Raw genomic sequence first — 14,237 nt, 5'->3', positions numbered from 1 at the left:
GAAAGCGCGTTGGTCTTGTTTCTGTCTCGCATGGCTGAAAGCAAAAGGAATTTTGCGCTAACACATAGAAATATGAGATAATTATGTTTTTTGGACCACGTGAGACGACCAAATCTAAGGGTGCGATCTTGGCTGAAGAAATCGCATTGGCTGAAGGTAAAGTGTTGGAAAAAGGAACGGTATTGGGGCCGCAAGAGATCGCTCAGCTGACGATGGCAAATATCAAGGATATCACCGTGGCCGCCCTTGAAGGGCATGATGTCGACGCGTCAACCGCTGCGCTGAAGATCGCGCAAGCGATGGTGCCGCATCTAGATGATGCTTTGGTGCGTATTGTTGTTGGTCCGCGAGGGCGCGTCAGTTTGGTGGCCAACTTGGCTGGGGTTGTCGGCATCGACACAGCCGCATTGATGCAGATGAATATGGTCGAGGGCGTGATCTCCATCGTGACGGTCCCTCAGCTTTATAGGGTCGCGAAAGGTGACGAAATCGCGCAAGTTAATATTTTGAGCTACGGTGTGAAACGGTCAAGCATGGGGCGCGTGATCGCCGAGGCGCATGACGTCATTTATGTCCGCGGTGCCATCGCGCGCACTGCAAGCTTGGTTCAAACGGTGGTGCAGGGCGCACCAGACCCCAAGGGTGAGGCCGCCATCCGAATGCGCTTGGATCGACTTGGGGTGAAGCTGATCCAAAGCACTCTGGTATCGCATTCGATGCAAGCCTTGGCAGAAGCCATCATCGAGGTGGAAGGCGACGTTTTGTTGATCATGACCGCGACGCCGACACAAGACATTAAAGATATTGCACCGCGTGCGATTGTGGCGGCTGGGGGCGTGATGACGCGTCTTGGGTTGCCCGCCGCACCTTGGCCGCATTTTTTCGCAGGCGGGTTGGGAGCCGTACCCATTTTAGGATTGCCAGACTGTATGCGCGATCCAGATCATTGCGGTGCTGATTTGGTTTTGGAACGTTTGATCTGCGGTGTGCCGATCACCGATGAGGACATTGCGCGCCTGTCTATTGGTGGTTTGGTCGCAACTCGGTCGGGTGCCGCCTAGCACGGAGGCTGCAATTTCATATGTTTCAGACAAAATAATACCCCCGAAGCCTGACGCTTCGAGGGTAACCCTGTCAGACTTGGTCCTCTTTTATAGAGGGCGTCTGATAGTGCCGCCCGATTGGTCCGGGCGTGCGACCGTTTTATGCGTGTTTGAGCGATGCCTTATTTTGGCAGCGGGCCGACCATCATAATCATCTGACGGCCTTCCATTTTTGGCATGCTTTCAACGCGGCCAATTTCTTTCACGTCAACGGCAACGCGTTCCAAAAGCTGACGCCCCAAATCTTGATGCGCCATTTCACGACCACGAAAACGCAAGGTGACTTTAACTTTGTCGCCTGTACCCAAGAATTTCAAAACATTGCGCATTTTGACTTGGTAGTCATGCACATCTGTCCCTGGACGGAATTTGACTTCCTTGATTTCGATAATCTTTTGGTTTTTGCGTGCTTCAGATTCACGTTTTTGCTGTTCGTATTTGAACTTGCCAAAATCCATGATCTTACACACGGGCGGCGCCGCGTTTGGAGAAATTTCCACGAGGTCGAGCCCTGCTTGGGCTGCGAGATCCATCGCACGCGCAGGCGTGACGACTCCGACATTTTCACCCTCTGCACCGATCAGGCGAACCTCTGGGCAACGAATAGCTTCGTTCGTCCGAGGTCCGGTATCGCGTTGGGGCGGGGCATTGTGAGGTCTGCGGGCTATGATAAGCTCCTATAAGCTGTTGATGATATCTGTGCGAAAAGTAAGTCTTTTGGGCGGCGCTTACAACCTCAATTTCGGCAATGATGCGCTTGTTTCCCTTTATGGGGACTTTTGCGCCTTTTGACACCCTTTTCTTTGAACATACAGCATGTCATATGGCCTGTAATGAAAGAGTTAACCTGTTTTGGTAAGGATTAAGATATGACCAATCGTTTTGTGACTGCTGCTGTAGCAACTGGCCTGGCGTTCAGCTTGGCGGCTTGTAAAGAAGAAGAAAAAGCGGCTGAGGCAACATCAGCTGTTGTCGAATCTGTAGCGGAAACCACTGAAACAGCAGGCGATGCAGTTGCTGACGCAGCAGGCGCTGCACTTGACGCTGCAAAAGATATGGCAGCAGATGCGACAGCTGTGGTCGAAGGCGCTGTAGAAGGTGCGACAGAGATGGCAAGCGACGCAGCTGATGCGGTCGCTGATACTGCGACTGACGTTGTTGATGGCGCTACCGAAATGGCGACAAAAGGGGCCGACATGGCAACAGAAGCGGCGACTGATGTTGTTGAAGGCGCGACAGACATGGCAACCGATGCGGCTGATATGGCAACCGACGCAGCGACGGATGTTGTCGAGGGCGCGACAGACATGACGTCTGACGCAACTAACATGGCCACAGATGCAGCGACAGACGTCGTTGAAGGCACTACAGGCATGGCAACGGATGCGACAGACATGGCGACGGATGCGACAGACATGGCATCCGATACAGCTGAGGCGACAACAGAAATGGCCACTGAAGCGACAGCGGAAATGGCTGCGGATGCAACAGACGCCACCGCTGGCGTGACTGAATTCGACGCAGAAGCTGCAAGCGAAGCATTGCAAGTTGAAGGCTTTGATCTTGAGACCGCCCAAGGCTACATCGCCTTGGCGCCAATCGGTGACGAAGCAAAAGCAACTGTAAATACAGCCCTTGAGCAAGCGCAGAACAACCCAATTTTGTTGAATGCTGTTTTGGAAAAAGCACGTACGCTTCTCGGTCTCTAAGCCTTTGCGATAAAACGATTTTAAATCCGTGCAGGGCAATCCCGCGCGGATTTTTTTTATGAGGATATGTCCCTAAAATATCTTAAGCGGACATGTCCGTTCAAAGAAAAACCCCGCCCGTTAGGGCAGGGTTCTTTATGGATGAACAGGTTGAAATTTCTAGTCTACAAAGGCTTTTTCAACCACATATTCTTTCGGCTCAGAGTTGGCACCTTCGCGCAGGCCAAAGCCATCCAGAATGGCCATAATGTCTTTGTTGAATGCCAAGTTGCCACAAACCATGCCGCGATCTGTTTCAGGGTTCAGCGGTGGCACGCCCAAATCTTTGAACACTTTGCCTGAGGTCAGGTTGTCGGTGACGCGGCCCATGTGATGGAACTCTTCACGGGTTGTGGTCGGATAATACCGCAGCTTACCCGCTTCGATTTCCGACATCATCTCGTCGGATTTGATGTGCTCTACAAGCTTGCGCCCGTATTCCAACTCACCAACTTCGCGACAAGTGTGCATCAAAATGACTTCGTCGTATTTTTCATACACTTCTGGTTCGCGCATCAGTGATGCAAATGGCGCGACGCCTGTGCCTGTTGCGAACATCCACAAACGCTTTCCTGGCAAAATCGCGTCAGTGACCAGCGTGCCAACAGGTTTAGGGCGCAAAATAATTTCGTCGCCCACCTTGATGTGCTGCAAACGCGAGGTCAGCGGGCCATCAGGCACCTTGATCGAATAGAATTCAAGCTCTTCATCCCAAGAGGGGGAGGCGATTGAGTAAGCACGCAAAAGCGGTTTTTGCTTGCCTGTGGCCGGATCAGGATCGCCCATCAGTCCGATCATCACGAACTCACCAGAGCGAAAGCGCAAGGTCTGCGGACGCTCAACTTTGAACGAAAACAAACGGTCCGTCCAATGGGTCACTGCGGTCACTTTCGCCGCGTTTGGCAAGGTTGGAACCGCTTTGGGTTTGTCTGTTACAGCTGTTTGGTCTGTCATTTGATCACTCAATGCCCATGTCTGTCGGGCCCTCTATAATAAGTTATGCCCATATAACTTTGATTTCTGTCCAAGGAAAGGCGTCATGACGCCACTGCCTTGACCGTCTCATTCGCTGGTTTTGGCAGCGGCACGTAGACGCGCTTGATAATCATGCGCTTGCCAATCTGCGCGGGCCAACCATTGATCTGCAGGTTGGCGGGCTGCCAAATCATCGGAAATGGACACTTCGTCAAAGCCAGAGCGGCGCGCCATGGCATATTGGTCTGCAATCACATGACCATTGGCACGCAAACGGCCTTTAAAGCCCGCAAGGCGCAACAATTTGGCCAAGGTGAACCCGCGCCCATCCGAAAAGGCAGGGAAATCAATGCGGATCGACGCGACGCCTGAGAATTGCGCCAAAGTTGACGGATCGGTGTCAGAGGGCAAATCAAGCCACTCACCAGTGAAATCTTCAGCCACAAAGCCGCTGTCTTGTACAATCACGCTCATGCTGCGTCTCCTTTTTTGGTGTCTGCCACGCTGTCCGTTTTGGGCAGCGGGCCGCGCACCATTTTGCCATCCACGAAGTGAATGCCACATTCAATTTTTTCCTGACCACGCCACCGTCCCGCACGGGGGTCTTCGCCGTCTTTCACCGGTGATGTGCAAGGCGCACAGCCAATCGACGGGTAGCCCTTGGCCACAAGCGGGTGACGGGGCAGGCGGTTGTTGATCATATAGTCTTTGACATCCTCAGGCGCCCAATGGGCCAAAGGATTGATTTTAATCCGTGTATTAAGCTCGTTCTCGAAAAAATCCAGTGCCGCGCGTGATCCCGCCTGAAAGCGTTTGCGGCCTGTGATCCACGCGTCATAGCCGTCCATCGCTTCCTGCAAAGGCACGGTTTTGCGCAAGTTACAGCAAGCATCTGTGTCGCGTTGATTGAGTGTCCCGTCGGGGTCAATCCTTGCCACAGCCGCAGGTTTGGGCTGAATGCGGCGCACATCACGTAAATCGAGTTTCTCGATCAGCTCCAGTTGGTAATCGATGGTCTCTTGGAACAACATTTGCGTGTCGATGAACACCACGGGCGTTGTGGGCTTGATCACCGAAATCATGTGCAACAGAACCACTGATTCAGCACCAAAGGAAGAGACCAAAGCAATTCGGCCCAACTCTGCGTCACGCAAAGCCAGTTCCAGCACGGATGTTGCGGAATGGTTTTTGTAGCGCGCATTCAAGCGCGCCACACGTTCATCCACCGTGCCGAATTCTTCCCTTAGCCGCGTGGCCTCATGCGGCATCAGCTTGGCCCTCTTTGGCCGGATACAGCGCCTCTTTGAACGGAGCCATGCCCAAACGACGGTAGGTCGCCAAGAATGTTTCATCGGCATCAAAACGCAGATCCAAATAGGCGTATATCAAACGTTCAATCGCAGGAATGATGTCGTCATAGGCGAAACCCGGTCCCGTGCGATCGCCAATCACTGTGGTCTCAGTGCCATCACCGCCAAGGGTGATTTGATAGTTTTCGACGCCAGCGCGATCCAAGCCCAAAATGCCGATGTGCCCCACATGGTGGTGGCCACAGGCGTTGATGCAGCCCGAAATTTTGATCTTCAGTTCGCCGATGTCTTGCTCAAGCTTCAACTCTTCAAAACGTGTGGCGATGCCTTGCGCGACAGGGATAGAGCGCGCCGTTGCCAACGCACAGTAATCCATGCCGGGGCAGGCGATGATATCAGAGATAAGGCCCACATTGGCCGTCGCCAGCTCATTGGCCTTTAAAACGGCATGCACAGCAGGCAGGTTCGATTTGTGCACATGCGGCAAGATCACATTTTGCTCGTGCGAGATGCGCAATTCATCGTGCGCATAGTCGCGTGCCAGCTGCGCCAAAGACCGCATTTGGTCCGCTGATGCATCACCAGGTGTTGCCCCCGGTTTCTTCAACGACACAGTGACAATCGCGTAATCAGCGTTCTTGTGGTCTGCCAAGTTGGTGTCAGCCCATGACCGGAAAACAGGATCGTTTTCATAGGCACGGGTGTAGGCATCCACAGGTTTGTTCGCAAAAATTGGAGAAACAAAGAATTCTTCGATCTGAGCGAGCATCTCCATATCAATGCCGCCGAAAGTTGGCTTGATTTGCGCAAAACGTTCTTCGACACGGGCACGAATGTCTTCCAAACCGTGCTCGTGAACTGTGATTTTGATCCGCGCTTTGTATTTGTTGTCGCGACGCCCCAAAAGGTTCCAAACGGACACTGTCGCCTCGATGTAGGGCAGCAGATCGTTGAGGGGCACAAAGTCGGACAAGGTTTTGCCAACCATCGGCGTGCGGCCCAAGCCGCCGCCTACGATCACTTCAGCACCTTTGACGCCGTTTTGTTCTTTCAAAACGATGCCAATGTCATGGGCCCGCACGACAGCACGGTCATGCGCGGCACCTGTCACGGCAACCTTGAACTTGCGTGGCAAGAACTGGAACTCTGGGTGGTCCGTGGACCATTGGCGAATAAGCTCAGCCACGGGACGCGGATCAAAGGCTTCATCAGCAGCCGCCCCAGCAAAGTGGTCAGCGGTCACGTTACGAATGGTGTTGCCCGAGGTCTGAATGGCGTGCATTTCAACATCGGCCAGCGCTTCAAGAATGGCCGGCACATCTGGCAATTTTGGCCAGTTGTATTGAATGTTTTGACGCGTGGTGAAGTGGCCGTAACCCTTGTCGAACTTTTCCGCAATCATCGCCAGCTGATCCATTTGATCAGGATTCAACGTGCCATAAGGGATAGCAACGCGCAGCATGTAGGCGTGCAACTGCAAGTACAATCCATTCATCAAGCGCAAAGGGCGGAATTCTTCTTCGGTCAAAGAGCCATCAATGCGGCGCGCCACTTGGCCAGTGAACTGTGCCACGCGTTCGCGTACGAAAGCTTCGTCAAAATCATTGTAGGAATACATGTTTAAAGCTCCGCCTGTTTGCCGTGATTGTGGTTGGAAGGTCCGGTGCGACGGAAATCTTCACGAAAATGCGTTGGTTCTGGACCGTTCTCGCCTGCAACCGCATCAACAAGATATGCGCCAACGGCAAAACCGTCTTTGGCAGCAAAGGCAAGGCGCTCTTCTGCGTTGTCTTGCGTGTCAAACAATGCAGCATCGCTTAAAGCGCGCACCCAAGTGCCAGTTTCAGACAAATAGATAACGTCCCCTTCAAGAAGGGCGTTTGCGGTGACAATCTTGGGCGTAAAAGGGCGGGCCATGTGCGATCCAGACTTGTGTAATTTCTCTTCTTATTTAGAACATTGTCCTATGAAACTGCTATAGGGTCTGAGGAATAAGGATGTTTGTTCCATTCCACGGGCTGCACAGGGTGCTGGTTCCACAAATAAGGAGAAAACCGAAATGGCAGTCCAATTGGATGCAATGGATCGGAAAATTTTGGGCGAGTTGCAGGTCGACGCAAGCCAATCTTTGGACGAAATCGCTCGAAAAGTGGGGTCTTCTAAGACGCCAGTGTGGAATCGCATCCGTAAAATGCGCGAAAACGGCGTCATTGGTCAGCAGACGGTCATCCTTGACCCTGAGGCACTTGGGCTTGAGGCGTGCTTCTTTGTTTTGGTGAAAACCAACGCGCACGAGGCGGATTGGCAGGAAAAATTCCTGCAGGTGCTTAAACGTCGCCCCGAAGTTTTGGAGGCGCACCGTTTGGCCGGCGAAATTGACTATATTCTCAAGGTGCGTGTTTCAAACGCCAAGGCCTATGACGCGTTTTATCAGGCTCTGATCAAAGAAGTGAACATTTACAACGTCACCGCATTGCTTTCGATGGAACAAATCAAATCGACCACCGAATTGCCGCTTTAGGCAAGGGGCCGAGATGCGTGGCATTCAGGAGTTTCCAGCCTTGGCGAACATCCCAGCATCGCGTGCCGCCATGCGCAGGGCGTTGGATTTGTTGACCGTTTCCTCGAATTCAAGCTGTGGGTCACTGTCATAGACAACACCACCGCCCGCTTGGATGTACAGCTTCTTGTCTTTCAACACGCCAGTGCGCAGCGCGATACAGATGTCCATATCGCCGCCAGATGAGAAATACCCAACACCGCCGCCATAGACGCCGCGTTTTTCAGGCTCAAGCTCGTCGATGATTTCCATTGCGCGCACTTTTGGCGCCCCAGAAACGGTGCCCGCAGGTAATCCTGCTAGCAAAGCTGACAACGCATCGTGATCGTCAGACAGTTCGCCCACGACGTTTGACACGATGTGCATCACGTGGCTGTAGCGTTCGATGGTGAACTCTTCGGTGGGATGGACGGTGCCGATCTTTGACACCTTGCCGGTATCATTACGGCCCAAGTCTAGCAGCATCAAATGCTCTGCCAGTTCCTTTTTATCCGCGAGTAAATCAAGCTCAAGCGCTGTATCTTCCGCAGGCGTGGCGCCGCGTTTGCGGGTGCCCGCGATGGGGCGAATGGTCACTGTACCTTCTTTAACCTGCACCAAAATCTCAGGCGATGCGCCGATGATTTGAAAGCCGCCAAAGTTGAAAAAGAACATATAGGGCGACGGATTGGTGCGGCGCAAAGAACGATAAAGCGCGAATGGGGGCAGCGGGAAGTCTTGGGTCCAACGCTGCGAAGGGACAACCTGAAAGATGTCACCCGCTTTTATGTAGTCTTTCGCCTTATCAACGGCTTGCTTATAGCCTTCATGGGTGAAGTTCGACACGGCCTCAGGGGCTTCAAAGCTTTCACCTAAATCGTGCGAGGTGCCTTCTGGCGCACGTTCCAAATCGCGCAGCGCATCCATGACGCGCTCTGCCGCTTGGGCGTATGCTGCGCGGGACGACTGGCCGGATTTCACCCAAGCAGGCGAGACCACGGTGACTTCGCCTTTGACGCCATCAAGCACCGCCACAACAGTGGGGCGCATCATCAGCGCATCTGGGGTGCCGATGGGATCAGGGTTCACATTGGGCAGGTGTTCGACATGACGGATCATGTCGTAGCCAAGATAGCCAAACAGCCCCGCAGAAGGGGACGGCAGTTCAGCTGGCAGATCGATTTTGCTTTCCGCGATCAAGGCCCGCAAAGACGTCAATGGATCAGCTGTCTCAGGCGTAAAGGCAGTGGAATCAAAGCGCGCATCGCGGTTGATCTGCGCTGTCGTGCCATCACATTTCCAAACCAGATCGGGTTTCATACCGATGATGGAATGACGACCACGCACTTCGCCACCGGTCACTGATTCTAGGATAAAACTATCCGCACGCGCGCCCGCCAGTTTGAGCATGATTGACACAGGCGTGTCCAAATCGGCAGCCACTTTGGCGTAGACCACTTGGTTTTCACCCGCCGCGTAAGCGGCATCAAAGGCGTCAAACGAGGGGATGATTTTTGCCATTTGGTATGACCTTTTATTTTGTTTTTAGTGTCTTACGGCAGCTGGATGTGAACCGCATCAACCGCTGTTTGGTTGATGGAGATCCCTTCACGTGTGCGAAGCGCACTTGAGAAGGCCGCGATCACGTCTTGTGCAGCGCCTTGCGCAGCCGAGGCGATGTAGCTGTCAGCGATGGCAGTGTTGTCAGCGGTGTTCTCAGGCGGCAAGACCGCATCAATCATTGCGATTACAACGCGTCCGTCGCCTTCGATCAATGTTGTGGCTCCCGCGGCCAGACCTGGCGCGAACACCACGTCGATAAAGCCTTCGGGCATTGTTGAGATGAAGTCTTGGCGCGTGATGGCCTCAAACGTTTCAATCGGCAGGCCTAGGTCGGCAAGCGGCGTGCCCGAGGCGACTTTGCTTTCCAGATCTTGCGCACGCACCAACATTTGACGAGCCGTTTCGGCAACTTCCCAATCGGCTGCGACTTGATCACGCACGTCCTCAAGCGGGCTGAGCGTGGCTGGGGTCACAGAATCGAGGCGCATGGCAAAGATACCGCCGTCTGACAGTTCAACGATTTCAGGGAAATCGCCCACTTGGGCGGCTCTGACAGCTGTGACAAAAGCAGAATAGGACGCGATGCCGTCTTCTGATGCCGTGGTCCAACCCAGTTCGCCTTGCTCCATGCGGGTTTCAGAGGCGACTTCTTCAAGGGTCGCACCTGAGGCCAAAAGGTCATCAAGGTCTTCGATCATGTCGGAAATATCGCGGCGCGCGGCGTCGGCGGCCATCTCGACCGACAGGTCTGCGCGGGCATCTTCAAAGGATATCTCAGAAGCTTCCAAGATGCCGTTCACTCGGAAAATTGCAGGGCCGATATCGGTATTGATCACATCAGAGACGCCAGAGACATCAAGTGCGAAGACAGCGTCACCTGCAGCCCCAAGGTCGCTCAGCGCAACATCACCCATGTCTGCATCGACGATGTCCAAGCCGCGCGAGGCGATTTCGTCTTCATATGTGGTCTCGCCAGCTGTCAAGCGCGCTGAGGCAGCAGTCGCTTCCTCAAGGGTGCCAAAGACCAGACGTTCGACCAAGCGACGCTCGGCTTGCACGAATTGACCAATGTTGTCGTCGTACAGTTGACGCAGGCTGGCTTCATCCAGCTCAACCTCGTCGCTGATCATAGCTGGTGTGAGCCAGACATAAGTCACATTGCGTGTTTCGGGCGCTGTATAGGCGTCGGGCGTGGCCTCATATTGGGCGTTAATGTCTGCCTCTGTTGGCACAGGCACGCCGGTCGACAGGGCCTCATCGCCCATGGTCGCGACTGAAATTGTGCGACGTTCGCCAATCCATTCGACAACAACATCGCCGTAAATGTCTGGCATGGTCACGCCTGTGGTCAAAGCGCCTTGCAGCAAGGTCCGTGCCAAATCTTCGCGCAGCCCCTCTTCGAATGACGATGGGTTTTCACCAATACGGCTCAAGGACGCTTTGTAAGTGTCGGCGTCAAAGGTGCCGTCCAAGCCTTGAAACGCTGGGATGGACAAAAGCTGTGTGCGCACAGCAGCGTCGCCAACTGACAGGCCAAGGCGCGCCGTTTCGCCGTCAAGCGCCGCTTGGTTGAACAATTGGTTCAAAACGCGGGCAGGGATGCCAATTTGCTCAGCTTGTGCAATCGACATCTGCTGACCGATTTGCTGCTCAAAGCGGCTGATCTCGCCAGACAACGCGTTGGCGTAGGTGTTCACATCGATATCTTTATCTCCGACAGAACCTACATTGCTGACCGAGCCGCCAAAGTTGGCCGTACCAAATCCGCCAAGACCTACGACCAAAAGACCGAGGATACCCCAGACAACCATTTTCTTGCCTGCACCGTTTTTGCTCGCCATGTCGATCTGTCTCCCATCAAACTGCGAAATGTCTAGGAGGTTCGGCGGCTGCTCGCAAGGCAGATCGGGACACTTTAGGGCTCAATTTGTGCCAGACGTTCAAAAAGCTGCGAGATTTGCGTTAGATCGGCATTGGCAAAGGCGATACGCAGGTGTTTCTCGCCGTCCTTATGTCCCTTTGGCATAAACATCGTGCCGGGTAAGACCAAGAAAGATGCGTTTTTGACCAACCAAGGGGCAAGCTGTGACGACGGCATATCGAAAGGGTGTTCGACATAGGCAAAATACGCGCCGCATCCACGCAAACGCCAGCCTTTGTCTGACATTGCTTTGAAGCCGTCTTCAATAGCTGCACGCCGCGCGAGAATTTCAGCGCGTTCAGCAGCAACCCAATCGGACAGATTTTGCATTGCCCAAAGGGCTGTTTTTTGCGCCAATTGATTGGGGCAAATGGTGACTGTGTCTAAATATTTTTCAACCTGCACCAGCCGCGCAGGGTTGGCGACAATCGCGCCTACGCGGTGCCCCATCATGCGGTAGACCTTAGAAAAGGAATAGAGTTGTACAACGGTGTCGCGCCAATCGGATTGTTGGAACAGATAATGCGGTACGCCGTCACGCGCGTCAAAATCACGATAGGTTTCATCGATGACCAAAGCGATCCGACGGGCCTTGGCAAGCGCGTAAAACTGCGTGATCAGCTCGGCTGGGTATTCGACGCCGCTAGGATTGTTGGGGCTGACCAAAACGATGGCGCGGGTGCGCGGGGTGATCAGTTTTGCTGCAGATTCCAAATCGGGCAGTAAATCTGGTCCTGTCATCAAGGGGGCGACTGAAACGCCATTCATATCGGCCCACATTTTGTGATTGAAATACCAAGGCGTGGGCAAAATGATCTCGTCGCCTGCCGCGCACAGCGTCGACATCACAGCTGTAAACGCTTGGTTGCAGCCTGATGTGATGGCCACGTCATCAGCTGTGATTTGGCCGTGATATTTATCGCTCCACTGCATGGCAATTTCACTGCGCAATTCTGGCAAGCCCAAAACGGGGCCGTAGTGATGCGCTGTATCGTCCTCGACAGCGATCCGCGCCATTTCACGACGCAACGCAAGGGGCGGGGCCTGTGTGGGTGCCGCCTGCGACAGGTTGATCAAGGGCTTGTCTGCGGGGAACAAGACGCCCTCTAGCCAACCCGCGGCTTCCATAATCGGCGGCGCCATCGTGTTTTGCATGAGAGCGGATAGTGGCAGAGGCAAGGAGGATGACATAGCTTGTCCTTTGACGGCGTGTCTTTAGGGGGGCGATTGCACTAGCCAACAGCTAATGCTCTAAAAGTGGATTTTCAATTGCTCCAATGTAGATCAAACTACCGCAGTGTTCGCAATTTAATTCACGCTCATTTTCGCAGCAATTGCAAACGGATGCGGCGTAAATTTGATCGCATGATCAATTTGAATGTTTCGAGGCGTAGTTGATAGCATGACGTTAACTTTTCGGAGGCTTATTTGAGTGATGATCAATATGTTGCCGGCACGTGTTTTGAGGCGGCGACCAATTAAAATTTTTTATCGAGCTTAATGAGGTCCATGATGCTTACAATTCAATTGATCGAGAAACTAGAATTCGCGCTGGCTTACGCAAAAGCCCATGAATTTACCTTGATGGAGGCTCTCTTAGATGAGGTCCGCGATGGGTCATATGATATCACGCCGCGACAAAGTGCGTTTCTTATTCGAACGGCCTGTGCGGCTGTGGAGCATGTCGCCAGCGCTTTTGATCCATTGTCGAGCGCAGAGACTGCATTGGCCGCAATCGCGAGGGCAAAAGGCGCTGGCCAGTTTGACAACGCTGGCCTGAGTGCTGCTTAACCTGAACTGAGTATCTCAGCCTCTATAATGGGCGCTGCTCAAAGTCGCGTGATTTTAAAACGCCCTTGAGGGGCGTTCTAAATTTTGTGACGCTTAGGTCTAAATTAGTTAGGTCTAAATTAGTCTTTACCGCGGTAGGGCTGAACATATTGCAGCGCCATATCCCACGGGAAAAAGATCCAAGTGTCTTGCGAGACTTCAGTGATGAACGTGTCCACCTGAGGCCGACCTTGGGGTTTGGCATAGACAGTCGCAAAATGCGCATTCGGATACAGCTCGCGGACCAATTCAAGGGTCTTGCCGCTGTCCACAAGGTCATCAATGACCAAAATACCCGTGCCATCGCCCATCATGTCGCTATCCGGTGCCTTCAGAATCTGGGCCGAGCCCTGGGATTGGTGGTCATACGATTTGACCGAAATCGTATCGACTGTGCGAATGTCCAACTCGCGCGCAATGATCATCGCTGGAGCCATACCCCCACGGGTGATGGCGACAACAGCGCGCCATGCGCCACCGTCTGGACCTTTACCATCCAAGCGCCATGCCAAAGCGCGGCTGTCGCGGTGAATTTGATCCCAAGAGATGTGGAATCCTTTTTCGTGGGGCAGGCGGTCTGTCATAGGTCAATCTTTCGCTTCGCGCCGCTAACCTGCGGCAATCTTGAGTCCAAAGAGGGCAATCATGCCACCAAGTACGCGGTCGGTCCAGAGCTTGGCCCGTGCATAAAGGTCTCGTGCCTTTTTGCGCGAAAACACCGCAGCTACAAACAGATACCACATAGTTTCGTTAATAAAGACCAAAAATAGCAACGCTGCCAGCGTGAAAACGGATGTTTCAGGTGGAATAAGCCCAGCAAAGACAGCACCAAAGAAAATAGCGGGCTTTGGATTGGCCAATTGCGTCAAAAGCCCCAATCGTACGGCGCTGGCGATGGTGCGCGGTGCGGCGATATCGGTGACTGTAAGGCTGGCAGTGGGCAGTGGGTCTTTCGCGTGCAAGATCGTCTTGATCCCCACCCAAGTTAGAAACAAACCGCCTGCGATTTTAAAGCCCAAATAAGCTGTGGGCAGAAGCTCGAAAATCAACGCCAATCCGAACAGGGCCGCTAAGGCCCAAATGATGGCCCCCAATCCGAAAGCGGCAGCCAAACCTGCGGCGGGGCGAAACCCTTCCGAGGCAGCTGTGCGCACAGACACGACAAAAGAGGGCCCAGGCGAAATCGCTGCCACCAAATGCAATGCTAGGATTGAAAGGAAAATTGTGAGCGACACGGCGCACTCCGAT

At 53.5% G+C, this 14,237-nt stretch carries 15 protein-coding genes; 4 read left to right on the top strand and 11 right to left on the bottom strand.

The features are described 5' to 3' along the window. Positions 1-83 precede the first annotated feature (83 nt). The gene (locus WNY38_RS12890) at positions 84-1,061 is read left to right on the top strand and encodes a molybdopterin biosynthesis protein (RefSeq protein ID WP_342857753.1); all 978 of its coding nucleotides are present in this window, start codon (positions 84-86) and stop codon (positions 1,059-1,061) included. A 164-nt stretch (positions 1,062-1,225) separates the two neighbouring features. Here the strand turns inward: WNY38_RS12890 and infC are convergent, their stop codons facing one another. Next, on the bottom strand, positions 1,226-1,771 hold the full coding sequence (gene infC, locus WNY38_RS12885; protein ID WP_342857767.1) for a translation initiation factor IF-3: 546 nt from the start codon (positions 1,769-1,771) through the stop codon (positions 1,226-1,228). A gap of 201 nt (positions 1,772-1,972) precedes the next feature. Here infC and WNY38_RS12880 point away from each other — a divergent pair, with 201 nt between their 5' ends. Further along, a complete protein-coding gene (locus WNY38_RS12880) occupies positions 1,973-2,812 on the top strand; it encodes a translation initiation factor 3 (protein ID WP_342857752.1) in 840 nt (279 codons plus the stop codon). A 159-nt stretch (positions 2,813-2,971) separates the two neighbouring features. Here the strand turns inward: WNY38_RS12880 and WNY38_RS12875 are convergent, their stop codons facing one another. The 5 genes from WNY38_RS12875 to WNY38_RS12855 form a co-directional block, all read right to left on the bottom strand. Beyond that, positions 2,972-3,805, bottom strand: a complete 834-nt coding sequence (locus WNY38_RS12875; protein WP_342857751.1) for a ferredoxin--NADP reductase — start codon at positions 3,803-3,805, stop codon at positions 2,972-2,974. Between the two features lie 108 nt (positions 3,806-3,913). After that, positions 3,914-4,300: a DUF934 domain-containing protein gene (locus WNY38_RS12870; RefSeq protein ID WP_342857750.1), complete on the bottom strand. Its 387-nt coding sequence runs from the start codon at positions 4,298-4,300 to the stop codon at positions 3,914-3,916. Continuing rightward, complete coding sequence (locus tag WNY38_RS12865) at positions 4,297-5,094, bottom strand: phosphoadenylyl-sulfate reductase (protein ID WP_342857749.1); 798 nt, start codon at positions 5,092-5,094, stop codon at positions 4,297-4,299. The genes WNY38_RS12870 and WNY38_RS12865 overlap by 4 nt, the downstream gene beginning before the upstream one ends. Beyond that, positions 5,084-6,754, bottom strand: a complete 1,671-nt coding sequence (locus WNY38_RS12860) for a nitrite/sulfite reductase (protein WP_342857748.1) — start codon at positions 6,752-6,754, stop codon at positions 5,084-5,086. The genes WNY38_RS12865 and WNY38_RS12860 overlap by 11 nt, the downstream gene beginning before the upstream one ends. Before the next feature lie 2 nt (positions 6,755-6,756). Beyond that, positions 6,757-7,053: a DUF2849 domain-containing protein gene (locus tag WNY38_RS12855; RefSeq protein ID WP_342857747.1), complete on the bottom strand. Its 297-nt coding sequence runs from the start codon at positions 7,051-7,053 to the stop codon at positions 6,757-6,759. A gap of 142 nt (positions 7,054-7,195) precedes the next feature. Between WNY38_RS12855 and WNY38_RS12850 the strand changes: the two genes are divergently transcribed. Beyond that, positions 7,196-7,657 carry an Lrp/AsnC family transcriptional regulator gene (locus WNY38_RS12850; RefSeq protein ID WP_342857746.1) on the top strand — a complete coding sequence of 154 codons (462 nt, stop codon included), beginning with the start codon at positions 7,196-7,198 and terminating at the stop codon, positions 7,655-7,657. A gap of 24 nt (positions 7,658-7,681) precedes the next feature. On the opposite strand, the gene trpE is transcribed toward WNY38_RS12850, so the two are convergent. From trpE to WNY38_RS12835, 3 genes are all read right to left on the bottom strand, one after another. Then, positions 7,682-9,196 carry an anthranilate synthase component I gene (gene trpE / locus WNY38_RS12845; RefSeq protein WP_342857745.1) on the bottom strand — a complete coding sequence of 505 codons (1,515 nt, stop codon included), beginning with the start codon at positions 9,194-9,196 and terminating at the stop codon, positions 7,682-7,684. A gap of 32 nt (positions 9,197-9,228) precedes the next feature. After that, positions 9,229-11,079 (bottom strand): SurA N-terminal domain-containing protein, encoded by a 1,851-nt coding sequence (locus WNY38_RS12840; RefSeq protein ID WP_342857744.1) that lies wholly within the window; start codon positions 11,077-11,079, stop codon positions 9,229-9,231. A gap of 74 nt (positions 11,080-11,153) precedes the next feature. Continuing rightward, positions 11,154-12,350 (bottom strand): aminotransferase, encoded by a 1,197-nt coding sequence (locus WNY38_RS12835; protein ID WP_342857743.1) that lies wholly within the window; start codon positions 12,348-12,350, stop codon positions 11,154-11,156. Between the two features lie 318 nt (positions 12,351-12,668). Here WNY38_RS12835 and WNY38_RS12830 point away from each other — a divergent pair, with 318 nt between their 5' ends. Further along, positions 12,669-12,950, top strand: a complete 282-nt coding sequence (locus WNY38_RS12830; protein ID WP_342857742.1) for a hypothetical protein — start codon at positions 12,669-12,671, stop codon at positions 12,948-12,950. Positions 12,951-13,069: 119 nt separating this feature from the next. Here the strand turns inward: WNY38_RS12830 and gpt are convergent, their stop codons facing one another. Continuing rightward, positions 13,070-13,573, bottom strand: coding sequence for a xanthine phosphoribosyltransferase (gene gpt / locus WNY38_RS12825; protein WP_342857741.1), 504 nt, complete (start codon positions 13,571-13,573; stop codon positions 13,070-13,072). A 24-nt stretch (positions 13,574-13,597) separates the two neighbouring features. Further along, positions 13,598-14,224 (bottom strand): LysE family transporter, encoded by a 627-nt coding sequence (locus tag WNY38_RS12820; RefSeq protein ID WP_342857740.1) that lies wholly within the window; start codon positions 14,222-14,224, stop codon positions 13,598-13,600. Positions 14,225-14,237: the final 13 nt, after the last annotated feature.

It is taken from the genome of Pacificibacter sp. AS14, assembly GCF_038899935.1.
In the GTDB taxonomy this organism is placed as follows: Bacteria; Pseudomonadota; Alphaproteobacteria; order Rhodobacterales; family Rhodobacteraceae; genus Celeribacter.
The sequence above is the reverse complement of the archived record's forward strand: the minus strand, read 5'-3'. Positions and strand labels throughout refer to the sequence as shown.

Bases quoted from the DNA above. Each gene is read 5' to 3' on its own strand.
- WNY38_RS12860 (WP_342857748.1), bottom strand. From the start codon at position 6,754: ATGTATTCCTACAATGATTTTGACGAAGCTTTCGTACGCGAACGCGTG.
- WNY38_RS12830 (WP_342857742.1), top strand. From the start codon at position 12,669: ATGATGCTTACAATTCAATTGATCGAGAAACTAGAATTCGCGCTGGCT.
- gpt (WP_342857741.1), bottom strand. From the start codon at position 13,573: ATGACAGACCGCCTGCCCCACGAAAAAGGATTCCACATCTCTTGGGAT.
- WNY38_RS12865 (WP_342857749.1), bottom strand. From the start codon at position 5,094: ATGCCGCATGAGGCCACGCGGCTAAGGGAAGAATTCGGCACGGTGGAT.
- WNY38_RS12855 (WP_342857747.1), bottom strand. From the start codon at position 7,053: ATGGCCCGCCCTTTTACGCCCAAGATTGTCACCGCAAACGCCCTTCTT.
- WNY38_RS12875 (WP_342857751.1), bottom strand. From the start codon at position 3,805: ATGACAGACCAAACAGCTGTAACAGACAAACCCAAAGCGGTTCCAACC.
- WNY38_RS12870 (WP_342857750.1), bottom strand. From the start codon at position 4,300: ATGAGCGTGATTGTACAAGACAGCGGCTTTGTGGCTGAAGATTTCACT.
- WNY38_RS12840 (WP_342857744.1), bottom strand. From the start codon at position 11,079: ATGGCGAGCAAAAACGGTGCAGGCAAGAAAATGGTTGTCTGGGGTATC.
- WNY38_RS12880 (WP_342857752.1), top strand. From the start codon at position 1,973: ATGACCAATCGTTTTGTGACTGCTGCTGTAGCAACTGGCCTGGCGTTC.
- WNY38_RS12890 (WP_342857753.1), top strand. From the start codon at position 84: ATGTTTTTTGGACCACGTGAGACGACCAAATCTAAGGGTGCGATCTTG.
- trpE (WP_342857745.1), bottom strand. From the start codon at position 9,196: ATGGCAAAAATCATCCCCTCGTTTGACGCCTTTGATGCCGCTTACGCG.
- WNY38_RS12850 (WP_342857746.1), top strand. From the start codon at position 7,196: ATGGCAGTCCAATTGGATGCAATGGATCGGAAAATTTTGGGCGAGTTG.
- WNY38_RS12835 (WP_342857743.1), bottom strand. From the start codon at position 12,350: ATGTCATCCTCCTTGCCTCTGCCACTATCCGCTCTCATGCAAAACACG.